Genomic DNA, 25,345 nt, shown 5'->3' with positions numbered 1-25,345 from the left:
ATTTTTCTTGAAGCACAGGCGCAAATAGACGAAGTTTCGCGTGACAACCTCCACATCGTGTTCGCGTGTATTATCGACGGGCTTTCCCCCGTCATATTCCCACGATGCGCCCGCACTGCGGCGTATTCCGTGAGGCCTCTCATTCCGGAGGTGTACAATGAATCATGCAACACAGTCAACCCGGCGGTTCAAATGGGCCGCACTCATCGCGATCATCATACTCGGATTTTCGAGATCCTCACTGTCATACGCGACCATCTTCCCCGTAAGCAACACGGGTGACGCAGGCATCGGCACACTTCGCTGGGCACTGCAGCAAGCGAACGCTCCGTTTTCGGGACCTGATACAATTCTGTTCACGCTTCCCGGCAGCGGTCCTTTCGTGATTCTGCCTCTGTCGCAGCTTCCGCCCCTGGTGGATCCGGCGGGTGTGTACATCGACGGATATTCACAGCCGGGCAGCAGTCCCGGCGCAAATCCGCCATCAACAAGTGTCATTCTGATCGTGATCGACGGGGCTCTGGCCGGCGCAGCGCACGGTTTCGTGATCACGTGCAGCAACAACACGATTCGCGGCATGAACATCCGAAATTTTCAACAGGATGGGATCCGGATCGAGGCCACAACTGCCGGGACATTCAACAACGTGATCTTCGGTAACTTCGTCGGTACAACACATACGGGAGTGGCGGCTATGCCCAACGGGCTCAACATGCTGCGGCCGTGGGCGGGAGTTGACATTCTCGCGGATCCGATGAAGCTCGGCACGGCCACGAACAATATCGTGCGCCGCAATCTGATTTCCGGAAACTTCGCGCAAGGAGTGAGCATCTCGAGTTGTCCACCCGCCGATGTTTCCTTCAATCATGTCGACAGTAACCGGATCGGCACCGATGTCTCGGGGATGCTCGCTCTGGGGAACCGTCACGACGGTGTGTACATCGGTGAAGCCGCGCACGACAACTTCATACGGCATAATGTCATCTCCGCCAATGATACCGACGGTGTGAGTATCGTCGGGTACGTGGATGCGCATGTGCAGTGGTACACACACTCGAACCATGTCATCGGAAATCTGATCGGACTCGCCGCGGATGGAAACACACCGCTGCCGAACGGGCGTCATGGCGTCTGCATAGGAATGTATGGCAGCATTTGGCTGCTTGGCTTTGCGCCGTCGAACGATGTGTCGATCAATCACATCGCATACAACGGCGGCAACGGCGTGGTGGTATGGGAGCATCCTCTCAACCAAAACAATGCAGATAAGAACCGTATCTCATCCAACAGCATGTACGCCAACAGGCGCCAAGGCATCGATCTGGACAATAACGGAATCTCGATCAACGATCCGGGAGACCTCGATGCAGGCGCCAATCAAACGCTGAACATGCCCGTGATCACGAACGCCACCTCTTCAGGGGGTGCGTACATGGTTCGCGGGAACATCACCATCGATACGAATCCAGCGCAGGCAGTGGTCGAAGTGTTCATCGCGTCCTGGCTTCCGCCTGGCACGGCGCAGGGGCGCATCTTGCTCGGCATCACAACGCCGGATGCGGCCGGTAATTGGTCGCTCACTGGAGCGGGCACACTAACTGCAACCGACACTGTGGTGGCAACGGTGATCGATGTGCAGAACAACACGTCAGAATTCTCGGCACCCTTTCCGGTGAATGGGCCCGTGATTAGTGGGCCGTCTCTCGTGTCATTCGGCACCGTCATCGTCGGCCGCAGCACAACACGCAGTGCGATAGTGCGGAACACGGGTGCATCCACACTGGTACTGAGCAGCATCACCTGTGCTCCACCGGATTTCAGCATACTGTCCGGGCCCATTCCCATTACCATCCCCGCGGCCGACTCGGCGACATTGCTCCTTCGGTACGGTCCCAGCTCGGCGGGAGTGTCAGCCGGGATCTGTACAATTACCAGCAACGCAGCGAATGCGCCCGTTCTTGGCATTCCGTTGAGCGGCATAGGCGTGGACTCGGCTGCGGAGTTCACGATGTCGGGTGCAGCATCGGGTCTCGATTTCGGACTCGTCGCCGTGGGCGACTCGGGATCGCGCTTCGCAGTGTTTTCAAACACAGGCAATGCCGCACTCACAGTATCCATACTTCAACTGCTCGGTACTGATTCGCTGCAATATTCCGTCTCTTCCGCGATTCCTATCCGCGTGCAGGCCGGCGCCGTCGATTCGGTGCGTGTACGATTCAGGCCCGCATCGACAGGAATAAAGCAGGCGGTGCTTGCACTGGGAAGCAACGATCCGAATCTCCCATTGGCGCGTGTACCATTGCGCGGCACAGGCACTGCGCAGCAGCCCGCACTATCGGTGCAGCCGTCGGCGCTGTCGTTCGACACAGTGATTGTCGGATCGCAGCGAGAACGGAGCGCCGTCGTAACAAATACTGGAACGGCAACCCTCTCGATCACGTCGCAACAATTGATCGGCGCGGACACCGCCGAATTCACAATCACACGTTTCTGCGCTGCTGCGCTCGCGCCCGGAGGAACAGATACAGTGCGTGTGCGATTCGCGCCAGGCAGCACGGGTGTAAAAAACGCCGCGCTACGATTCACGAGCAATGATCCCGTTACTCCTTCGACGGATCTCGCCCTGCGGGGTGTCGGTGTGGCGCCGCAGACGGCGCGTATCAGCGTGACACCCAGCTCTCTCGTCTTTGGACGTGTTATACCCGCGGGGAGTGCGATCAGAAGCGTGCGTGTGGAAAATACCGGGGGAGCCGCGCTCACCATCAACACGCAGCTCATCGGCGGTCAAGACTCGGCAGTGTTCACCATCGTACACCCGGCACAAACGCCGCTCGGTCCAGGAGGCATCGACTCGATTCGTGTGTTGTACGCACCGCTTGCCCTCGGTGTTCATGCCGCACGGATCGACATCGCGAGCAGCGATCCACAGACGCCCGGCATCGCCGTACCGCTGTCGGGGATCTGTGCGCACAGCGACGGTGCCGCCCTTCAACTCAGCCGCAACTCCATACCTTTCGGTACCGTGCCGATGTTCACATCGCGCGAAGAGACGCTGAGAGTGACAAGCATCGGGGCCGCATCGCTGATCCTGCAGCAGCAACTTCTGCATGGACCGGAGGCGGGGTCGTTCAGCATCATACGCGCCGCGGCAACTCCACTCGCGACGGGAGCATCATCGGACGTGTACATCCGATTATCTCCCATCACACCCGGATCCAAGAGCGCGTTCTTCCGCATCATCTCCAACGATGCCGTGGCGCCTCTCCTCGATGTGCCGCTTTCGGGCAGTACAGTCGGCGTGTCGGCGACGGGTATCGCGCCAACGACGCCATCGCTGCAGGCATATCCGCAGCCCGTGGTACACGCGACACGTTTCCTGTTGCGCGGATACACTGTTGGTGAGCGGGTGCACGCGTACATCCACGATCTGCTCGGGCGCACTGTGCGCGTCCTTGCGCTGTCTCGGATAAACGAGGATACACACGCAACGGAATGGGACGTCCTCGACGCGGCCGGCAGACGCGTTGCGGCCGGCACCTACTGTTGTATCGTGCGGGACAACAGCACGGTGACGCGCGTGCTTGTGCTCGTCCGATAGCACGAACCGGCACACACGCGACGTGCCGTATTGAAGACGGGCAGGATTAGCGCCTGCCCGTCTTCGTATACAGATCCATCAGCTTGAGCTGCAGAAGCGCGAGCAGGGAGTCGGTGTCGCTCCGTTTTTTAATGCGGAAGGTGACCCACTTGACCTTTGGCGACAACGTGAAATACTTGAACTGTTCGCGAAACTCCTCGGTCAATTCCCGGATGCGGACAAACTCGTCCTCACGCACCGCGGGAATGGAGACGGCGGCAGTGAAGAATCCTTTCGAGAAATGCAGGACACACACAACACGCGTGCGGTACGAGACCCGGTATCCCCATCCTTTGCCATTCTCGTACCAATGCATCGCCCATTGCACCCGCGGCTCGAGCAGGTCGAGTTTCTCCTCGAAGTGCTTCAACTCGATCGCCGGGAGCACGCCGAGAGCGGCGTCGATCTGCGGCCGCGAAGGGCTGTGCTTGAAATCGGTGAAGGCGAATTCGGGCGTATCGGACATGCGGGGAAGGAGTGAACCGGTGAACGGGAAACGGGAAACAGGAGATCTTCGTAATGAGTGGTGTGGCTACGATTATGCAGACAGCGTGCTTCCGGTGATAAGCGTGTAACTCTCGAGATATTTTTCGGTGGTGCGTGCGATGACATCGGCAGGAAGCACGGGCGCGGGCGGCTGTTTGTTCCAGCCGATGGATTCGAGGTAGTCGCGGATGTACTGCTTGTCGAAGCTCGGCTGAGGACGGCCCGGCTCCCACTCGTTCATCGGCCAGAACCGGGACGAATCGGGCGTGAGCACTTCATCGATGACGATGATGTCGTCGCCGTCGTAACCGAATTCGAATTTTGTGTCGGCAATGATGATACCGCGTTCACGCGCATAATCACGCGCATGTGAGTACAGCGCGATACTCAGATCGGCGACTTTCCGCGCGGCGTCGGCGCCGATGAGATCGGCGGCCTGTTCCACCGTGATGTTTTCATCGTGACCCACTTCGGCCTTTGTCGACGGAGTGAACAGAGGTTCGGGCAGCATGGACCCATCGGAAAGGCCGTCGGGAAGAGGAATGCCGCACACCGATTTTGTCTTGTTGTATTCCTTCAGGCCCGAGCCGGTCAAATACCCACGCACTACACACTCGATCGGCAGCGGGCGCGTTTTCTTCACGAGCATGCTGCGGCCGCGGAGTTGATCCGCGTACGGCGCACATTCCGCGGGGTATTCGGATACATCCATCGAAATGCAGTGATTGCGCACGATGTGGCCGTTGCGCTCGAACCAGAAACGCGACATGGCCGTCAACACGGCACCCTTCATGGGGATCGGATCAGGCAGCACAACATCGAAAGCCGATAAACGATCGGTGGCGACAATCAGCAGGGCATCTTCAAAATCGTAGACATCGCGTACTTTGCCGCGCCGAAACAGTTTCAGATCCGGGAAATGGGTTGTTGATATGGCGTTCATGGGCTCCTCTCAAGCTCGGTTCTTGACAAAGGTACGATTTTCGGGTGAAAAGCCGTAGGACCGCAGTTCACGGCGACACATCGATCCGGGGGATGGACCGCGGGCGAAAGGAAGCTGTGAATGGAGTCTGGATTCTGTATGCCGAATTCTTCATCTTGACGACCGGATACATCATCAACCTCCTTCACGCATTTCCCCACGCCGATAGCTCCGTGCCGCCAATCACACTGATTGTGAATCCCCACTCCGCCAAGGGCAGAACGGCGCGAGTCGCTGATTCTGTTGTACGACACTGCACGGAGATGGGTCTCGACGTGACGCGGATCGACACTGCCGGCATCGGTCACGCAATCGACATCGCGCGTGAACTGAACGGCACCGAATCGGTGATCGCGGGACTCGGCGGAGACGGGACGATACACGAAATCGTAAACGGCACATACGGCGGGCGTGCAACACTGGCTCTTATTCCGTCGGGAACAGGCAACGATTTTGCCCGCATGATCGGGGTGAAAAATCCGCGACACGGCGTCGAGGCCCTGGCAGCAGGAATAGAAAGCACGATCGACCTCGCGCGGGCACACATACAGACCGCTCGAGGCACCGAGGAGCAGCGGCTGTTTGTCAATGCACTCGGGATCGGATTCGACGCGGCCGTCGGGTACAGGGCTTCACGCATGAAATTCGGCAGCGGTATACTTCCCTACTTGCTCGGGGTGTTTGCGACGTTGCGCACATTCACCCCTGCAAACGCCCGCGTTTTGATCGGCGACTATCTTATCGAAAGCACACTCCTGTTGGCCTGCATCGGCAACGGCCGGACTAGCGGCGGCGGCTTCCGTCTCACGCCTCATGCCTTGGTTGACGACGGAATGCTCGACCTCTGCCTTGTCCGCGGTACACCTGTTCGCCGCATCCTCCAGGTACTTCCCAGCGCGTTGACGGGCCACCATCTTTCAGCGCCGGAAGTGCGCTATGAGCGTGTGCGCAACGTTGAGGTGATGCTCGATCGCCCCGTGCCCGTTCATCTCGACGGGGAACTCGTCGCGGAAGATGCCGTACGCGTGTCGGTGCAGGTTCTGCCTGCCGCCGCACAGTTCATCATAGGCAACGGGGAGCGCTAAGGCAACAGAGCGGATGATGCGGCGGACGCACGCGTGGACTCACGCGGAGTCGGTCGGCAGCAGGCGCCCGATGCTCGAGCAGGGACGCGCCGGGTGTGACACGATCAGCGCAGGAGGAGCAGGGGCTGGGCCAGGCGCTGTTCGCCTCGTTCGAGTGTTGAGAAATAGGTGCCAGGTCGGAGTCCGGCTGCCGGAAGCACAAATCGATGTTGACCGGACACAAGGCGGCCCTCGAAAACGCGGACCACTTCACGACCGAGCGCATCGGCAATAAATAATCGGACGTCGGAGTCTTTTTCCAGACGCAACGTCTGATACAGGACGGAGGCCGCGGACGCTGGCTGCGGCGCCGGTGCTTCGAGAGTGATCCTGTCGGAAGACGCTTCGCGCGGAGACACGGATGTGGGTCCGGAGGTGAAGCGATAGATTTTTCCGTCGAAGGCGCAGAAATACAGCTCGTTGTTGCGATCCACACCGAAGGTGGAAATATTTTTTCCGGTGTTGAGCAGCTCCGTATTTGTGACCGCACTGCCGGGCGTGTAGGAGAGCGTCCAGATACGGCCCGTCCCGAAATCGGCATAGATGTACTTGCCCACAAGCGACGGGACACCTGTGCCGCGGTACACGTGGCCTCCGGTAACGGAGACGCCGAGCGTGCGGCCATAGCTGACGACGGGCAGAGTCAATCCGGTCGTATCACATCCGGAAGCCGGCTGGTAACAGACGGAACCCTCCATGATGTTCCATCCATAATTTTTTCCCTTCTCGATGATATCGATCTCCTCGAACTTACCCTGCCCCACATCGCCCGTCCACATGCGGCCCGTTTCGGGATCGAAGCTGAAGCGCCAGGGATTGCGCATGCCCCAGGCATAGATCTCCTCGCGGTAGCCCTCTGTATTGCCGACGAAGGGATTGTCGGCGGGGATGCCGTAGACAAGACCCGGCGACTGCGAATTCACATCGATGCGGAGAAATTTTCCGAGCAGCGTCTTGCGGTTCTGGCCGTTGCCCTGAGGGTCGCCGCCGGATCCGCCGTCACCCGTGGCGATATAGAGGTAGCCGTCCGGACCGAAGGCAAGCGCACCGCCGTTGTGATTGCTGTACGGCTGCGGGAACATGAGCACGAGCGATTCACTGCTGGAATCAGCGCGATTCGGATCCGCGGCCGACACTTTGAAGCGTGAAATCATAGTGCGGCGGGGCGGATTGGCCGTGTAGTTCACGTAGAAGAATCCGTTCTGTTCGAAGTTCGGATGGAAGGCGAGTCCGAGCAGACCCTCCTCATTCCCGCTGTCGTTGACGCGGCCGCGGATATCGAGGAACACATTCGCGGACGGCGCCGAAGAGGAAGGATCGAAGACGCGGATGATGCCCTGCTGTTCGACAACAAACAGGCGGGAGGTGCCATCGCCTGCGTGCTGCAGATCGACGGGGCGGTCGAACGACAGCGTCGGGAAGGCGGGTTCATAGCCCACTTGCGCCCGGGTGGCGCAGGAGGCGAGAAGGAGCAGGAGGACAGCGGATAATGGAACACGTATATGTGAGCGCATGAGAGCCTCGGGGGATGGGAGGGAGAATCTATCGCATTAAACACTGGGAGCTGAAAAATGATTCACCTTCGTACGCCGATCCGAGCAGGTCGCGACAGTTTGCGCCATCACCAAAACGGAAACGGGCGGCTGCGAAGGCAACCGCCCGTTCATGCACGCAATTACACTCTCGCTACACTACTTCCCCTCGTGAAGGGTGACTCGCACGAGGAATTTGCGCTTGTACGGATCGTCGAGCGGTCCACCCTGCGTCCCATCCTTCCCGAAGCCGATGTACTCGCCGTGTGCGCGGAGCTGCACGCGGTTCTGCTTGCGCAGATCGGTGTATCGAGACGATCGGCTCATCATATCGCGGTCGATCATCATCATGGAGTAATACCCGCGGAGGTTTGCGAGTTTCTTGTTTCCGTCTTGCTGCTGCATGACGGTTCCGGGTTCAATTGTCATTTCCGCGGTGCGGGCAGTAGCCTCATCTTCATAGAGTCCCCAAGCCAGCCCGCGTGGATCGACATATCCGTATACGTGCAGCACGAGTGTGTCATTGTTGGCGTAACACGTGTCCAGCATGGGAAGAAGCATGCTCTCGATATCACCGTATAGCTTCTCGAACCACTGTTCGACGACAACGGCCGACTGACGGTAATTGAAACTGTCGGGTTCGATGTAGTTGGCATTTCGCAAGCGGCCCTTGGGCCACTCACTCAACATGCGATCGAGATTCGTCGTTGTGTTCGGATACCAGTAGCCGGTGACGAAAAACGGGATCGAATCGTTCTTCGGTTCGAAAACGGGGAGCGGTTGACGGACGAGAGTGATTGTTCCCCGAAGCATGTCCTCGGTGCCGGTCGGTACCGGGACTTTGAGATGCAGGTCATTGCCGGTGGTAAAACAGTTCATGCTCTCGCTCGAGACGGTTACCGCCGTTTTCGGCCGGAGGCAGCTCGATGCTGTGTACACACCCCTCGCATCGGTGCTTCCGACATCGAGCACACGCCCGGTCGCATCGTCCTTCACCGTCATGCGGATGTTCGATCCCGGTGCGACGATGGTGTCGCCCTTCTTCCCGATGGACACGAGTCGCACCGCGCCCTCGAAGCGTACGCAGGTGGGCCTGTCGGCGGACCAGATGTCGTACCCTCCCAATCCGCCTTCGCGATCACTCGCGAACAACATCTCCGTACGGTCGGGCGAGAGCACCGCAAAACAATCGTTAGCGGCGGTGTTGATTGGCTCCTTGAAGAAAGAGGGCTCGGACCAGATGTTGTCGGAGAGGAGCCGCGTCGTCGCGATGTCGAAGGACCCGCGTCGCGCGGTGGCGAAGTACAACGTGCCGTCGCTGTCGAACCAGGGCGAGATCTCCGCGCTGCTCGAATTGACCGGCGCGGGAAGCGGCTGCGGATCGGACCAGGCGCCCTCGCCTGATTTTATCGCGTAGTACAAATGTGGCGTGCGGCGTCCCGTATCGCTGACACTGGGGTCGCGCGAGACGCGGTCGGACGCAAATACCAGCATCATTCCATCCGGCGACAACGCCGGCTGTGCGTCCCACCAAGATGAATTGATCCCGTCGACAGGCGTAGCACCTGACGGACCGTGCAGCCAGATATCCGCGCCGCCGCGGCCTCCGGCAGCGTACGTTGTGCTGAAATACGTGACCGTGCCATCGTCGAACATGGCGGTACCCGTGTTGACCACACTAAATGCGCCTTCCTGCAGAGGCGAGAGTGGGGTCCAACGTTCCGTGCGATGCAGACCGAGCCCCGTGTTCTCGCCGGTTCCAGCGGCTGTCCGTTCGGTCACAAGCAGTTTTTCGCCGTAGAGGAATTCCGGGCTGAACTTCCGATCGGCGGCAGCGAGCCGCCTGTTCGAAGTGACAATGGCGTGTTTTCCATCACGCGACACCCAGGGGGCGAAATCGTCTTCTTCGGAGTTGAGTACGCGGCAGTTGGTCACCGCGGTGAAGGATGGATTGTCGGCCGCGGGTCTTGGCGGCACCACGGTTTCTTCGGTCGACGCGCATGATACGAGGAGCAGACACAGCGCCGAAGCCGTCACGAAGGGGAGAAGATGTGTTTTCATGTCGGCCTCACTCGTTGATCATGGGATAGAGTACGTCGATGCAGATCTTCCGCTTTCCATCGCCGTCCTCGCTGATCTCGCGAACGCGGATGCACGCGTACGTGACGACTCCGCCGCGCTCGACGCGGATGGAGTACACGGATCGGAGAACAAACGTCGTGTTCACGGGAGTGAGAGTGAATCCGGTCTCGTCTGTGATGGATAGATACTGCGCACGCGTCCATCCGTTTCGCGCCTTCGACATGTCGTCGAAGTTGAACTGCGCCTCCGTCACTCCGGATTTGATCGGCTTCCATCCGCTTTTCACATGAACGCCGGCCTGGCCGAGCGCCACCATAACCGAATCCACCACGATGTCGGAGAGCTGTGTGTTCGGGAAGCCGGGATCGTAACGATCCTCACCCTTGCCCTCGACCGGAGTGAAGTTGTAGCCGTACATACCGTTCTGATTCCACTGGTACACACAGCGCGAGAAGAGGATGGGAATCGTGTCGACACGCACGGTCACATTCACACGGCTGATGCCGTTGCACGAGTTGACGAGGAATTCGGCGTTGTGGTCGATTCTCGCCGGTTGGCCGTGCCCGTTCGGCCACACGACCTCGTCGCGCGCATCGAATCGGATGGAGAAACAGCGCACGCTGCCCGGGGTGATGTCAAGTGCGCCACCCGCCACGGAAAATCCCGGCGGGGGATTGTCGAATGCGCCCGTCACGCGCAGCGTACCGCATTTCCCGGTATTGCGCAGACAGATTTCTCCAATGCTGCCCTCATAGGCGCGCGCCCGCTCGAGACCAAGGCGGTGTGTGTACCGTCCGCTCGCAGGGAAGAGACTGTCGCCCGGCTCCACCTGGCAGATCGGTCCGCACCCCTCGCCCGTCAAAATGATCCGCGTGAGACACGTCTTGTTTTCCTCCTGGTAGGTATGCCGGATGATAATCGTGTCGCGGTACACGCGCTGTTCCTTCGGCATGAATTCCACGCTGAGGAACTGCCGCTCCTGCGGACGGATCTCGGGGATGAGCGTGGAGCGCAGGGCGAACACAACTGTGTTCGACGGTCCCTTTTCCAAAACATCCCTGCGCGTGATCTGGCAGGTGTTCACAGCAAGAGCCACTTGCTGCACTTTGGTCTGTTTTTCTGGTGCCACCTGCACGAGGCCGAAATTGAGTATCGTGGTATCCTTCGGGCAGTCGCACTTGTTGCAGTTGTCGCCGATGAGATCCACGCGCACATTGAGGGTGATGTCGGCGTTGTTGGGGCCAGTCGCATGGAATATCGTGGTCTGCGTGAACGACCCACTGTCTCCCGGTGTGCCAATTGCGCGAACGCTGAACGAGCCGCGTGGCGGCAGGAGGAAGGGATTGTCGGTCACCTCCCTGCCATCCTTGTCGAGCACGATCATCCGCACGCCAGGGATGGGCGTTGCGGTCGTATACGAGATCGACAGCGCCTCGACACAGCTCGATCGGAAGAGCATGGACGACGAATCCGAGAAGGTGGCGCCGCTGCGGTTTGGTGAACAGGCCTTGAGCGAGAGAAGCTGGTTGAATATTCCCGTACACGGAAGATCCTGCGACACAAAGGGGATGACAAGCACAGTGTCGCGGCAGAGCAGGTTGGCCGATACGCGGATTTTTCCCGTGTTCTCGTCGCCCACAACAAAGAGCATGTTGGCGCCTGTCGTGGGGATGGTGTGGCGGAACAGGACGCGTCCGCTCTGATCGGTGACGGCGCGGTCGAGGAGAGCCCCGGGTATTTCACCGCGTGTTCCGTCGTACATCTCCACTGGGACCAGCGCGAGCGGCTCGGTGCGGTCGTTCTGCACTTGCACTGTGACGGCGCGCTGTTCCGCGGGGGGCGTTTCGGTAGGTGATTGACACGAGACAAAGAATAATGCTGCGAAGAGCAATGCCGCGAGAGGCGTCAGGGGATGGATGATTCGTTGCATTCCGTCATCTCCTCAGAAAGTGACGCCCAGGCGCACAAGCAGCCCGTGGCTTTCGTTGTGATACACCGACACCCGTTGATCGGGCGCGTTGGAACAGTCGCAGGGCACCTCGGTCGGGAGCTGCATGTAGCGGTAGCCGACGTCGGCCGAAATATCGAGCCACGACGCAACGGCCCAGTCCACGCCGATTCCCAGCCCCGCGAGTTTGGGTGCGGGGTGGAAGAGTGTGTTCAGGGCGAGCATCTCGCCCGACTGGTCGTCGAACACCGTGCCTGCCTGCACATAGAGGAAAGGCGAGAAACAGTCCAAGCTAAGCTGGTAGCGGCCGTGGAGGAAGAGCGGAAAACGGTTGATGTCGCGGGCGCGGAACCATCCGCCACCTATGCCGACACCCCAGCGCCCGAAGCGCAGGCCAAAGACGGCCTCGGGTCCGAACGTCGTCGGTTCGAGACCGATGATATTCCGCGAGGTATCCTCGCCGGTGAGGAGCATCCATCCGCGCAGTTCGACGAAGTACCACTGCCGCTCGCGCTGGCGGTCGTCGCAGGGGTACACCGCCCGCACGGGCTGGTACAGCGGCGGGAGGAAGGTGCGCGCGTGTGATTCGATGACGAGGATGTCGGCCGGCAGGCGGCGTATCAGCTCGCCATCGCGTGTCTTGATGAAGTAGCGCTCGTATTGGCCTTCGACACGTTCGTATCCGACTTCTGTGTTCTTGATAACGCCACCGTCCTTCAGCCGCACGACCTTGTCGTAGAAAGCGAGCGAATCGGGGCACGACGTACACGGCTGAGCGGCGGTGGGCAGGGCCAGCAGCAGATTCAAAAAAACGACCATGCCCCAGCACCACAGGGCGGTGCATAGGCGTACAGAGGGAGGATGGAAAGTATCCATGTGAATCCCTGAATGAGTGGAGGGAGAGGGGGGGACGGGAGTGATGTGTGAGAACTGCAGATCGCTGTGAAAAGGATCCCGAAGTCCTACATAGATACCTGCAATTGCGGCGAAGTGCTGAAATACGGACGGAGGGAAACCGCGAGGCCAGTGAAATTTCGCCCAAAGAGGACATGCCGTTCAGACGTCCGGTGTGTATGGAATGGAACCGGCACAACATCGCGTTATTTCATGCGAGGTTGTGCCGGTGCATTGTGCGAAGAGGTGAATGAAACGGTTCGGGAGTCAGCGATCGCCCATCCTGCGTTACCGATGAAGGGTCAGGCTGGAATCACAGCCATGTGATTACTGCAGAATCGACATCAGGCGCGTGGAGGTCCGGCCATCGGATTCGAGGCGGATAACGTAGTTCCCTGCAGGCAGCGATCCCCTGTGGAAGAAGACAGCATGAGAGCCCGGAGAGGATTCACCATCGAAGAGAGTCGCCACGTTACGACCGAGCAGATCGTACACGAAGATGCTGACCATGTGTGCCGATGCGGTGCGGTATACGACCGTTGTGCTGCTCGAGAAAGGATTCGGGTGGTTTTGTTCAAGAAAAACCGTGTTTGCCTGAGCGACATCCCTGTCCACCGAGGTTGTTGAATCCCGTCCCGTATGAAAGAACGAAGTAGCCGTTGTTGAGTCGGCTCCATCCGACGCAGTCACCGACCAGGTGTATCTGTTTTGCTCCTGGAACACGTCGGTGACTGTCACAGATGGCAGCAACACAACCGTGTCACGCAGCATCACCGACAAAGGATCACGCAGGAGGAAACGGTATCGCACCGGGTCTTTGTCAGGATCTGTAGACGGCTGCCAGGAAAAGACAATGCTGATGGGCGTCTGCTTCGGTTGTACTGTGTCCTTTTCCACCGGAGCGATGAGCGAGAATGAACTCGGCGCGCGGTTGACATTCAGAACCGTGATGGAAAGAGTCGCAGTGTCTTCCGCAGCACCGTCGGAAGCGATGATGCGGATTCCGGTATAGGGGCCCGCCTGCTCGTACGAAGGGGTCCATTCGAAAGTCGAAGTGGCTGCGTCGTACGTTGCACCTGAGGGGATGGTGGGCGCGCGGTACGTGAGGGCGGCGCCTTCCGGATCATGTGCGCGGACCGCGAGCGAGAGATGCTGCATCTCGCTAATGGTGGTGTCACTCGATGCGACTGCAAAGACGGGACGCTGATTGACATCGGTAACCGTCAGCATGAAGGATGCGGAATCGGCATCGACACCGTCCGTAACCACAATGCTAATGTTCGGGTATACGCCTGCCTGTGAGACGGTCGGAGTCCAGCGGAGCGTCCACTCGTTATACCCGGTGGAATCGATCCGCGCGCCGGGAGGGAGACGATGTCCGCTCATCGAAAGCGCGTCGCCGTCGCGATCCTCCGCAATCACCACCTCGGCGTAGGGCTGCAACTCCTGCAGCGTGCGACTGCGAGGAGAAGCCAGCAGCGACGGACGGTGATTGCCCGTGCGTATTAAACCACTCTCCGCCGCCGCCCCATTGGACAGGGCCGAGACATTTCCAGACTCGTCCGTGGTCTTCATCGCGAAGTGGTAGGTGACCCCTGGCTGAGGCATGGTGAAGGTGAGCTGCTCCACTGTTCCTGCTGCAGCCGGACGTGTGTATACCGGAAGCGGAATCGCGCTCGCCCATGTATCTTCGTCGATCGGTTCCGTCGCATACCGGACCTCATAGATATATGCGGTGCCCGACAAGTCGTCATCACCCGGTGCGGTAAAGCTGTACCGTACGCCTCCTGGTATCGAGTCCGTCGCAGCGGTCGCATCGTCCACTGCAGCGGGAGGTGTGGCGTCGCTTGAAAAGCCGGGTGCGAAGACGCAGAAGATACCTGTCCGGTCCGACGTTGCGGTTATCTGTTGCCCTCCGGGGTACATGTAGGAATCTGCAAGCCGCACCCAACTTCCCGACGTGGAATCGTAGCGATGGATGGCGAGGGTGGTCATGTCGATGCCTAGGAGAGTGCGCCTGATCGGGAGAACGATCCGGCAAGAGAAGGATAGAATCGCATCTTTCTCAAGCCGGAATGCTGTTGGATAGGAGAGCTGTATCAGAGAATCATTCACTTCAGCTAAAGTAAATTGATCATACTGAAGCACATATTGATTCGATATTATGTCGCGCACGATGTATTGTGTGCCGTGTTCTCCGTCCGGCGCGATCGTATATGTTACAGACGGTGACATAGTTGGGAGAAAACCGATGGTGTAATGAACGTGAGTTGTATCTGTCCCACCATCAATCGACGAAATGCATGACATGCTACCTTGACCATAGAGAGTATACTCAGATATGGGTATTGCAAACAACATAGAAACATGACTTATTTCATTTTTGATAGATGCATTGCATGTTACTCCAGATCCCTCGAGATACGCCGAGACAATCGTTCTGTTCGCTGACGAATTTTCATTATGAAAAGTCAGCATGATCGTGTCGTTCATGCGGTGGATACCTGCATCGAGGACTAATCCACTGTTCGAGAATGGCTTAGATAACGATTTATTACGGAATTCGGTGGGACTATTGTTTCGTCGGACGAGATTTTGGGAGATTTCGTCAGGAGAAAAAGGTGAACGTCCTTCATACTTGAATACGATAGTATGATTGTGTGCTGGACCTACTCGGTGGATGGTGGCTCTACCAGGTGCATATGGTGGTGTTGTTAAGGGATTGACCGGAACGCTGAATTTCAACCATGGAGCTGTGGAGTTTCCTGGAACTTGTGCTAGTAAACGAGAAAGGAGAGCAGATAGTGTTCCCCAGCAGGGTTGCTTGTACCTATGCCACTGGCTCGTATAGCAAGCGTTATTGATTGTCGACATATCCGGGTAATGACTTTTATTAGAGAGATATCTTTTGCCGTAGTGTTCCATCGCACCGAGTTCGGGATATATGTTTGATGGGCATTGATGGATGATTTTTTGGATGCTATTTAAGATATTATCGTATTCATCATCAAGCTCAAGAGCGTAATGACAGATTTCATGCGCTACAGCAGAACCGTACATCACTGAATTCCAACTGCTAGCACTGCTTACGTTACTCGAGGGAAGGTCAGGAATTTCTTCACTAATCCATATCTGGCCGTCGGAGAGCCCAGATAGACCGAACAGTGGTTTACTCTGATATGCACCGCCCAAATCTCCTTGCACCCTCCATCCGGTCGGAAGTTTCCCGGTCTCAAATAAATATATATCACATTTTTGCGCGTTACCGTTTGTTCGAGGTGGATCCTGTTTGTCGAAGACGAAAACGCTGTCGATTTGTATTTGGCCATCTGAGAGCTCGAACAATTGTTTTGATACCTCGTTGAATGAAGAATTAAGTCGAGGCAGATAGCTACCCATAACGGTTGAGAGATCACGCTGAACGAAAACACAAAGATTATATCGAATAATGGGCTGTGCAAGTGATAAGGTAATTAAACCACCATCTATCGCGGCTGTGAACGGTTTTCTTGCGTACTCAAAGCTACCATTGGGCATACTGACTAGTATTCTTGAATCCGCGTAAATGCTATACAAGTTTCGTGCTGACGAGGGATTTCTCCACCCTGGCTTTGAGAACACAATCTTCTCCGCCTCGAATTCAGCATTGTCGGGAATTCCCCGAAAGAGAATCTTGCCATTTGGATCAGATGTTCCCGTGCGAATGAGCTTCCCGGCATCGGGACCATTTTTTGATCCATAGACTCGGACTGTTGCACCCGGAATAGTTTGAGAGGAATTACCCATCTTAACTTCAACATCCACGTCGTATGTGTATTTGTAGGTTGACAAGATTTTTTCCAAGGGCTTTGACCAGTGCAGATCGTTACCGAATGATAACCTGAAGTAGTACCAACGGTCTTTGGTAATTGTCTGATCCTGAAAAATTGTACTCAATGATGTGTTTGCTATTCCCTTGTAAATTTCGATCCACTTTGTGACAGCATTGTTATAATATTCGACTTTAACGCTGCAGATTCCCGTAGGTGGTACTGGCCACGACACTATCACCTCATCGGGCTTCGTGTAATCCCACGAAAGTTGGAAATCCTTCGGCTGCGGCGGTACAGGCAGATGGTCATGTGTCAGCACGGGCGCGGAGGAACGCAGCGTGCCGCGAAGCGCGAAGATTCTGTAATCATGTTTTCCTGCAGGTATTGCCTGCACCGAGCGCATCGTTTCTCCGGGGCCGATCGCTGTCACCAGCGGTCGCCAGTTTTTCCCATTCTCGCCGATCTCGATAAGGAAGCCGGTAATCGCTTGCGGCGCCGAGTGCGACCAGGTAAACAGTACTGACCCCGTCCCTTTGCATTCGTCTTCGATTCCCACCCACTTCGGTGCGATGATGCGAGGTTTCAAATCGACGAACTGTGTTTGCACAAGCGCGCTTCCGAACATGTAGACAGGCAGATGCGTGTCGAAACCGCTTTTCTCCACACGGATGGCGTAGTTCTCCGCCGCCATGATCACACGTGGAGGTGTCGGGAGTGTGATGGAACCATCGGGTCCGGTTGTACCCGTTTCGAGGGGCGTCTGTTTCACTGCGTACTGGGCGTCGAGGAGGTACACAGTAGCACCTTCGATAGGATTTTTTGTCACCGAGTCGCGCACCTTAAACGTCATGGAACCGGCGACCTGCTTGAGTGTTGTCACGGTTCTGATATTCGAGTACGCGGAGAATGTCGTTCCCTTTGTCGCGCGCACCTGATACTGATAGATCGTTGTGGCCTGCAGGCCGGTGTTGTCGAGATGCTCCGAGCTGTTTGCAGGGAGCGTGGCGATCTTCTGCCAATTGCCACCCACGAGGCGGCGCTCCACCTCGTAATTGTCCTCGGCAGTTGCGTTGTCCGACCAGCGGAGGAAGACTTCTGCATGACTGCGTGCAGTTGCTTCTAGGAGGTTCGGTGCAGCCATGGGATTTGTTGTGCCGCTTCCTTCGTTGCTCAGGGCCTGGATTTCCGCTGTGGATAGGGCGCGATTGTAGATCCGGATGTCGTCCAGTTTCGCTCCAAAGTTTGCGCTATTAATAAATTGACCGAAGCGCAGGTTGGCACCGGCAAGTGTGTTAACAGGAACGTCTCCCCACATGCTGCCTTCATTCGTCAATAGCGTCCCATCCCTATATACCTTCACATCGCGTGTTCTGGGTTGTGCCATTGCAGGAACGACCACACAGTAGTGATGCCAACCCGACCCTATGTCATCCACAAGATATTGCACTCCACCATGCCGTAGATCAATACCTACCCCTATTTGTGTTGCATTCGCACGAATGACAGAGATGAGAAATGTACACCCTGGTACACTGGGATGACTTGCACCGGCACCATATGACATTGTTTGGCTTGCTGTCGTATTGTCTGAAGTCTGCCAGAAGGAGAACGACCGTTCAGCACTTCCTAGAATACAAGGATACTGTGTATCGATAGTTTGAGCTGCTCCGCTATTGAATTCATAGGCCTTACCGGTTCTTCCTAGCCGGTCATTTGTTAGTATTGCACCGTTGACTGTCCCATGCCATCCATTGCCACTCTCATCCGCAGCGTTCCCGTTGAAGGGGTACCATGCCACCAAACCTCCTGTCGGAACGGTTGAAGCCGTTTCATTGGCTAACGCCAGAATCTCTGATTGTATCAGGGAACGACTGTACAGACGTACATCATCAATTTTACCGTTGAAATAGCTGCTTGCTGCAGAGGTCTCATACCCAATTCTAAAGGGTTGAGACCCGACGTTGACATAGGAAATGCCGCTTGGAGATGCAGCAACCTGAGATCCATCTACGTAGACATAGACGCCAGAAGCATTTGCTTTACCGAGGAGATGATACCACCTTCCAGTCACAAAAGGATACACAGCTTTCGCTTCTGTTGCCGCATCCCAATCAACATTAAATATCACTCGGTTTGCCGCGTCTTTGCCTATGTAATAAGAAACAGCAGATTTGCCGCCCGTTCCCCATTTCCCCGCAACGAATTGATTTCCGCTGACATTTTCGAAAAACACCCACGCTGAAACGGTGATCTCATTCGTGAATTGCGAATTTATGTTTGTCATCAATCCGCATTCAATATAATTCGATGTCCCGTTGAATAGATATGCTTTGTTCGGATTACCGAACCGATCCGTGGATGGAGTTGCTCCATGAATCGTGCCATGGTTTCCATATCCGCTTTCATCGGCTGCGTTTCCATTAAACGGGTAATACGCGACGAGCCCGTTCGTCGGTATCTGAGCGAGACTCGTTGCCGAAACCATGAGGAAGATAAGAACAAAACGAGGTGTACACATGTCATCTCCCGAGTTCAGGATGTGGATGATCAGTGACTAATCGATGCGGGGGTGGACTCAAAGAGGGTCTTTTCGATGGTCACACGAAAGGGCTGTCTTGAACCTATAGGAGCAAACCATGACGGGTGCAGAAAAAAATCACTGTGTGCTCTCCCGCATGGCACCATTCGAAAAACAGCGTACTCGCGTCTCCTGGAAACGGCTCGTTGAGATACCATAGCAGCAGATTCTGCACCCGTGCACGTTTGTTGGTACAGTTTCCAGTACTTGAACGCAATGACCAACAATGAAGGAGCACCGCGATGAAAGCCTCGTTCGCGCACATCTTCGAAAGTTTCTGCCTGATTGGGATACTTGTTCTCGTCGGGGGGTGTAGCAAGGACGACGATCCGGTGAAACCGGGTACTTCAACGCAGAAGCTCGTGTACGTCTCGGACGAAGACGGCAATTTCGAAATCTACATCGCGAACACTGACGGAAGTGGAAAGACACGACTGACAAACAACTCGGCGGAAGATTACTGTCCACGCATCAACGCCTCGAAATCGCGCATCGCCTTTGTTTCGAAACGGAGCGATTCGTACGAAGTGTACACCATGGGCATGGACGGGAAGAATGTTACCCAGGTGACCACCGGTGGGACGCTCGGAGGTCAATACGGGACCAGCGGCGGTGTCGCTGATTGGATGCCTGATGGGCGAATTTTATTTACACGCTCCGACAAGCTCATGCGCTGCAACTCCGACGGATCACAGGAAAGTGTGCTCTATACAGCGCCACAGGGGCGAAACCTGAGCGGCGTCCGTTGCTCTCCCAATGGTGACCGGATCGCTGTTTTCACACAGGGCCCGTGGGCGTACGACTCGGAACTTTATGTTCTCAATGCCGATGGCAGTTCACCCACTCTGATCGTGAACGACGAACCCGGAGCCATGCATCTAGGTGCTTTCCTGCCTGACGGCAGCAGGATCGCGTACATGTACGATGTTTCCGGTCACGAAGAAACGAGCGGACGTCAGCTCGACACGCATATCTTCACGATTACACTTGATGGAAATGGGAAAACCGATCTCTCGGCAGGAAAGGCCCAAGGAAGTCTCGACTATGCGCCGGCTTATACCCAGGACTTGAAAAAAATTGTATTCATGAACATGTCGTCAGTACCAGGGAGCACTCCTGCGCTGTGGGAAATGAATCCCGACGGTTCAGGGCGGAAACTTCTTGTCCCAAAGGGCAGTGATCCAAACATCCGCTGATGACTTCCCGGAAAAATCACAGCGGAGCCCCGTCGGGCTCCGCTGTGCTGTTCCACTCTCTCCCCATCTCCCTACAACGTTCTCCCTATCTCCCTGTCCCCATCTCCCTATGATGCTGCGTCTCCGGCGGTTTCCCCTGGCCGCGCGGCGGTGATTCGTCGATCCGAGATTTTACACGGTTGCGGGTGTACCCACTGCCGATGTGATGGCAGGCGGTTGGACGTTTGTTGGTGTAGTGACGGATGCCGAGACGCCCGGTGCAGCCGTGGCTTCAGGGAGTCCGTTGCCGTTGCGAGTTTTGGACATTACCGCGCGGGCGATTCGAGCGGCGTGGTAACTGTCGTAGAAGACCGGATCGTCATCGCGGAACAGTTCGACGAGAGAATCGAGATCCTCGGCGAGTGTCTCCTCCGCATCGCGGAACAACTCGCTGAGATCCGACCGCGTCACTGTGCGGTGTTTGACACTGGCCTCGCGGGTGTTGAGCGCCGACGAGAACGCGGAGATTGCCTCACGCACGGCGGCCAGCAATTCCGGCGTCCCGCCGAAGCGGTCGATGCCAGGAATCGAGGATGCGTGATCTGTAATGATGCCCGCGACACGGAGCAACTCGCTGTCACGCAGGTGTCGGAGTTCCGATTCCGACAGCGCGGTGGCGGCGCGCACTTCATGGTTTCCCGTGGTCCGCGCACAGGCGTAGGCCGCTGCTTTGATGCGCAACAGCAGCGCAATCAGATTTTGTTCGGCGTCGTGTTTCCTGTCGGTTTTTCCAAGCGTCGCTGTTGCGTGTGTCACCGCTGCATCCTCGATGGCGGCGATGCGCGCATCGAAGTTGCGGATGATCTCGGCAAAGGCGGGCACTGTGGCGGTGGTCGCCTGGTTCTCGGCAAGGAAGTTCTGCACTGCCTTGTACATGTTCAGCCGGTTTTGTTCGCGTTCTTTCATTGTGGTAATCCTTCTGGAGAAAAGTGGGAGATACTGTATGTCCATCCACGGCCGTGGGAATGGTCTCACCGAAGGAATCGCGCCCTTTCTCACTGTCATTCAGGCGCGATTTCCCTTTATATGCGCCGAACTCGAATAATGTTCCCGGATTTTTGAAATTATTTTCAGTTTTTTTCTGTGAGTACCGGGACGTGGAGACACCCCGCGCTGTTTTTGCAAAAACATTGCGAAAAACGGCGCAATAACAGCAAAATCACCGTAGATATGTTGAAATAGCCGACAGCGTTTTTTGCATTTCGACAGTCCTCCATGTCGTTATTTGTCCCTCCCCTGCAATTCGTCCGATGCCGCGAGCGTTCCAGTCGGTTCCCGTGACGATTCAATCAGTTCCGGAGTCATTTCACCGCGTTCCGGAGGCATTTCATCGAGTGCCGCGGACGTTTCAGCGCGTTCCGCATGCTTTTCGATTCGTTCCAGAGGCATTTCATCCTGTGCCGCGGGCGTTTCAGCGCGTTCCGCATGCATTTCGATTCGTTCCGGAGGCATTTCATCATGTACCGCCGGCGTTTCAGCGCTTTCCGCGGGCATTTCGAGTCGTTCCAGTGGCATTTCATCCCCATCCACCGATATTTCACCGCCCTATGCAGCCAGTTCCATCTGTTCCGCAGGTGATTCACTCCTTACAGAGGACATCTCCTCAGTTGCCGGGGGCGTGTGAATTTGTGCCGGCGGCATGGCGCTCCGCTGCGGGGATAATCACTCCATGTCCTTGAACTCGGCCCCGTGGGAACGGCTCAACACCTGGCAATCGCTCCTCACCGCGCGTTCGTCAAACCTCCGTTTCCTCCGTTCCTCCTGTACAAACCGGCCCCGCGTGCCGCTGGAGGATTTCTTCGGTCGCAGCCATACAACGAAGGAGGCCGCACGTATGCGGCCTCTCGGTCAAGTACAAGGAGTGTCCCGAGGCGCGGTCGTCATTCGTCCCCCGCGGCCCCCTTCGGTAGGAAATCAGTGTGTCATCGTGTGATGACCATGGTCTTCGACAAGACACCCGCAGGTGTGGCTAACCTGTACGTATACACGCCGGGTGGGAGTGCGGATCCATCGAAGGTCACGGCATGGTGGCCGGGAGAGCGCTGCTCATTGGCAAGAAGTCGGGTTATCTCGCGGCCGAGTGCATCGTGTACGGTAAGCGTCACACGGTCCGATGCATCGAGCAGGAAGGGAAGCGTTGTTGTGTATGGAAAGGGATTCGGATGGTTCTGTGCGAGGGCGAGTGCAAATGCAGGTTCAGGCGTATTCGATTGGAGAATTGTGAGGCACCTTTCCTCCGAAGGCTCCGAGGTCATCACAGTTGTAATACCGACCGAACGAACGCGCCAGCAGTAATTTTCTCCCAACAGTAATCCTATGCTATCGGTGTAGTTGGTATTATTGACAGATACTCGGGCAACCTCTGTCCAGCTATCTGTAGATCGGCGCCGTTCTATTGCAAACCCAAGTGAACCACTTGTAGTGCATTCCCAATCCAGGTGTGCAGACGGAATATTTGAAGATGTTTTCGTGACATTGAGATTGTACGGTTTGGCGAGTCGAAGATGCTCCCGGCGAACAGCGAACTGTTTCCATTCTCCCCATACTTCATCCTTACCTTGCAAACGGACCATGAGCGTGTCACCGTCTTGTAGGCTGTCTACCGGAAGTCGTACACGAAGCTGTTCGACGACCTGATCAAAAGCACCGTCAGACGGTACAACCAGTTTTTTCAGTGGATATCCCAAGCCTGGTCGGAAGATGCGGATCTCAGCATTCATGACTGCAGCAGTGCCAATATACGAGCCACCATGATACTTAGTAGAAGGCAACTTGATCCCCACCGGTAAACTCCACATTCCTCTAACGGGATTGCCGTTGACGTCGATGAAGCCGGAACTCTTGACTCTTACGTACACTAGGTCTTTGGAGCTAATTAATGGAATTCCGCTGTTTTGCCAGTCGATCTGTGCTGTCGCGTCACCGCTTTGAATCCTGAGATGCATGCCCAGTCCCTCGCCGGGATCGCGGCCGATAAAATACTCTGCAGAGTCTATGGTTTGTTTTTGAGCATGCGCTATAGTTAACGCGATGCATGTCAGAAGGAGAGGTGTTAGTCTCATGTTAGCCGTCCTATTTTCGCGTTTTTAATATCCGACCCGACCGGACATTTCGAATTGAATCGTGCCATCAGTATTGAGTTTGATGGAACCTGGAAGATCTACGTAGGGAAGGAGCGGTGCGTCTAGGCCACCATAATATCCCATATCGCACAAGGATCCATCCCAATCGACAAGCCCTCCCGGCCCCTTCCCGTACAATTTTGCATTCCCAGGCCTAAGACTTCCATCAGAGGAGAACAAGGGATCGCTGTTCTCATTGTTGTCATAATAATAGGAATAGCTCCACCCGGAGTATTCTTTTTCAACTGTATTTCCGTAATTACAAGAATACTGAAAATGAATTGGACCGCCGGCATATTCCTGCTTCCATCCACAATAGTTCTTGTAAGAAATGCATCCGAGAATGAAACATTCTGGACTACTGTGTTTTTGGAGAAATCCCGCACCGCCGTTCATCAAGCTGATTGTGAAATATGCCTTGGCAACACCCTCAAAGACGACCCCGGAAATTGCACAGTTCATTACCACCGAGTTAGTCAGAATACCACCCATCATATGTACTCCGCTTCCAGCAGTATTTGATATCTTTACCCACATCAGTTTTCCGGTTTTCATCGTTACGGTATATTCTTCATCGCTCGTAATCGTAGTATTCTGAAAGCCGCCACCTTGCACAATTACATTTTTATCTATTGTGATTGATTCAGAATATATGCCCGGCAGGATCCTCACTGTATCAATCGGGACGGATGGTGGCTGCGTGTCGTTAGATGCAGATATGGCATCATGAATCGTGTGGTATTTAGGGAACCCATCAGGTGCAGTACCACCTTTACCATCGACCCATCGAATGCGAGCGTGTGCGGCTATGGTAGAAAGGGCTAGAATGAGGATAGTGAAATGAAATTTTCGCATGTTGAGATTCCATTGAATGTGGTTATTTACGTGGATGATTGATTGAACGAGCGCGATACGGTTAACGCGTCCTACGTGACCATTTCTGGATTGAGTTGTTCGCGTGACATGGCTCCGTGTCATGTGATCCTTGGCGTTGATGACGAGTATTGTCGTACTTGCATTCAATATTTACATACAGATCATTTTAGGGCAAGTGAGTCAGGTAACACGAATAGGTGTGACAAAGTTGTCGTCCTCAATCTTTTGGATATGGTAGGTGCAAGGACATCTTCCTGCAGAGATTTTCCTGTGTTCGGTGAAAATATTTGTTGATACCTCCGAAATGCCGATTAAAAAAAACATTATGACTCCTACGAGTTTCCTGTGGGATTGCAAAGATCTCCACCCGTTGGGGATCGCGTGTTTCACTACGATTAAATCACGGAATGCAATCGATTCCGCTCTCGCTAGGTTTCACCACACGATTCTCGGCCTGATTCCACATTCGAGGAAAGCCGATATAAGAGTGGATATCCCCCTTCACCGCCTCAACAACGCCTCAACATCGTAGGCCGCGGCGACGTAGGCGTTGCGGAAGTTGTTGCGATTGGTCGAGTCTGCAAGGAAGACGGTACTGCTTTTCCGGACGCGGTACTCGCCGGCAGGCAGTCGGTGTGTGCCGCTGATGATGGCGGTGCGGAGAGAGTCGCGTGAGGTAGTGAGCGCAAGCTCGCAGTACTGAAGACCGTCTTCGCTGCCGATCTCGATGTGGTTATCCACAAACATGATCTCGAGGATTTCCTCGAGTATTCCGTGCAGGAACGATTCCATGAATTTGCGATGGTGAGTGTGTCGGAAACCGCGTCGGAAGCCGGTCAGGCAGACTCCGCCGCATGCGATATGTGCGCAAGCGCACGATATCTCTTTCCCTACCATACCTTCATGCGGTGACCCCTGCAGAAAATCCACCGACCGGAGGGCGTCGCTGCGGCGGACCTCACATCCCACTTGCGCCTCTCCGCGTCGTCGCGTACTATTACGTCGATTGACATCGACAACGGGACACCTTCACCGTC

At 55.9% G+C, this 25,345-nt stretch carries 15 protein-coding genes; 4 read left to right on the top strand and 11 right to left on the bottom strand.

Annotated features, from left to right (window positions below; all coding sequences use genetic code 11):
• Positions 1-157: 157 nt before the first annotated feature.
• Positions 158-3,598 (top strand): choice-of-anchor D domain-containing protein, encoded by a 3,441-nt coding sequence (locus HY962_04420; GenBank protein ID MBI5646155.1) that lies wholly within the window; start codon positions 158-160, stop codon positions 3,596-3,598.
• A gap of 46 nt (positions 3,599-3,644) precedes the next feature.
• Here HY962_04420 and HY962_04415 read toward each other — a convergent pair whose 3' ends face one another.
• Positions 3,645-4,103 (bottom strand): DUF3788 family protein, encoded by a 459-nt coding sequence (locus HY962_04415; GenBank protein MBI5646154.1) that lies wholly within the window; start codon positions 4,101-4,103, stop codon positions 3,645-3,647.
• A gap of 72 nt (positions 4,104-4,175) precedes the next feature.
• Positions 4,176-5,066, bottom strand: coding sequence for a phosphoribosylaminoimidazolesuccinocarboxamide synthase (locus tag HY962_04410; GenBank protein MBI5646153.1), 891 nt, complete (start codon positions 5,064-5,066; stop codon positions 4,176-4,178).
• A gap of 92 nt (positions 5,067-5,158) precedes the next feature.
• Between HY962_04410 and HY962_04405 the strand changes: the two genes are divergently transcribed.
• Positions 5,159-6,190 (top strand): diacylglycerol kinase family lipid kinase, encoded by a 1,032-nt coding sequence (locus HY962_04405; protein MBI5646152.1) that lies wholly within the window; start codon positions 5,159-5,161, stop codon positions 6,188-6,190.
• 104 nt (positions 6,191-6,294) lie between these two features.
• Here the strand turns inward: HY962_04405 and HY962_04400 are convergent, their stop codons facing one another.
• The 5 genes from HY962_04400 to HY962_04380 form a co-directional block, all read right to left on the bottom strand.
• Complete coding sequence (locus HY962_04400) at positions 6,295-7,743, bottom strand: PQQ-dependent sugar dehydrogenase (protein MBI5646151.1); 1,449 nt, start codon at positions 7,741-7,743, stop codon at positions 6,295-6,297.
• Positions 7,744-7,920: 177 nt separating this feature from the next.
• Positions 7,921-9,822, bottom strand: coding sequence for a PD40 domain-containing protein (locus tag HY962_04395; GenBank protein ID MBI5646150.1), 1,902 nt, complete (start codon positions 9,820-9,822; stop codon positions 7,921-7,923).
• A gap of 7 nt (positions 9,823-9,829) precedes the next feature.
• Positions 9,830-11,773 (bottom strand): hypothetical protein, encoded by a 1,944-nt coding sequence (locus HY962_04390; protein MBI5646149.1) that lies wholly within the window; start codon positions 11,771-11,773, stop codon positions 9,830-9,832.
• A gap of 12 nt (positions 11,774-11,785) precedes the next feature.
• Positions 11,786-12,610, bottom strand: a complete 825-nt coding sequence (locus HY962_04385; GenBank protein ID MBI5646148.1) for a hypothetical protein — start codon at positions 12,608-12,610, stop codon at positions 11,786-11,788.
• Positions 12,611-13,012: 402 nt separating this feature from the next.
• Positions 13,013-19,015 (bottom strand): T9SS type A sorting domain-containing protein, encoded by a 6,003-nt coding sequence (locus HY962_04380; protein ID MBI5646147.1) that lies wholly within the window; start codon positions 19,013-19,015, stop codon positions 13,013-13,015.
• Positions 19,016-19,317: 302 nt separating this feature from the next.
• Between HY962_04380 and HY962_04375 the strand changes: the two genes are divergently transcribed.
• Positions 19,318-20,271, top strand: coding sequence for a PD40 domain-containing protein (locus HY962_04375; GenBank protein ID MBI5646146.1), 954 nt, complete (start codon positions 19,318-19,320; stop codon positions 20,269-20,271).
• A 171-nt stretch (positions 20,272-20,442) separates the two neighbouring features.
• Here HY962_04375 and HY962_04370 read toward each other — a convergent pair whose 3' ends face one another.
• Positions 20,443-21,216 carry a hypothetical protein gene (locus tag HY962_04370; protein MBI5646145.1) on the bottom strand — a complete coding sequence of 258 codons (774 nt, stop codon included), beginning with the start codon at positions 21,214-21,216 and terminating at the stop codon, positions 20,443-20,445.
• A 456-nt stretch (positions 21,217-21,672) separates the two neighbouring features.
• On the opposite strand from HY962_04370, the gene HY962_04365 reads away from it, so the two are divergent.
• Entirely contained in the window at positions 21,673-21,888 is a 216-nt protein-coding gene (locus HY962_04365; protein MBI5646144.1) for a hypothetical protein, read from the top strand.
• A 344-nt stretch (positions 21,889-22,232) separates the two neighbouring features.
• Here the strand turns inward: HY962_04365 and HY962_04360 are convergent, their stop codons facing one another.
• From HY962_04360 to HY962_04350, 3 genes are all read right to left on the bottom strand, one after another.
• Positions 22,233-23,372 (bottom strand): T9SS type A sorting domain-containing protein, encoded by a 1,140-nt coding sequence (locus tag HY962_04360; GenBank protein ID MBI5646143.1) that lies wholly within the window; start codon positions 23,370-23,372, stop codon positions 22,233-22,235.
• Between the two features lie 24 nt (positions 23,373-23,396).
• Complete coding sequence (locus tag HY962_04355; GenBank protein ID MBI5646142.1) at positions 23,397-24,287, bottom strand: hypothetical protein; 891 nt, start codon at positions 24,285-24,287, stop codon at positions 23,397-23,399.
• Between the two features lie 522 nt (positions 24,288-24,809).
• A complete protein-coding gene (locus HY962_04350; protein ID MBI5646141.1) occupies positions 24,810-25,100 on the bottom strand; it encodes a hypothetical protein in 291 nt (96 codons plus the stop codon).
• Positions 25,101-25,345: the final 245 nt, after the last annotated feature.

This window comes from Ignavibacteriota bacterium, assembly GCA_016218045.1.
Taxonomy (GTDB): domain Bacteria; phylum Bacteroidota; class Ignavibacteria; order SZUA-365; family SZUA-365; genus JACRFB01.
Note: the sequence above shows the minus strand (reverse complement) of the source record. Positions and strands in the feature narration are given on the sequence as shown.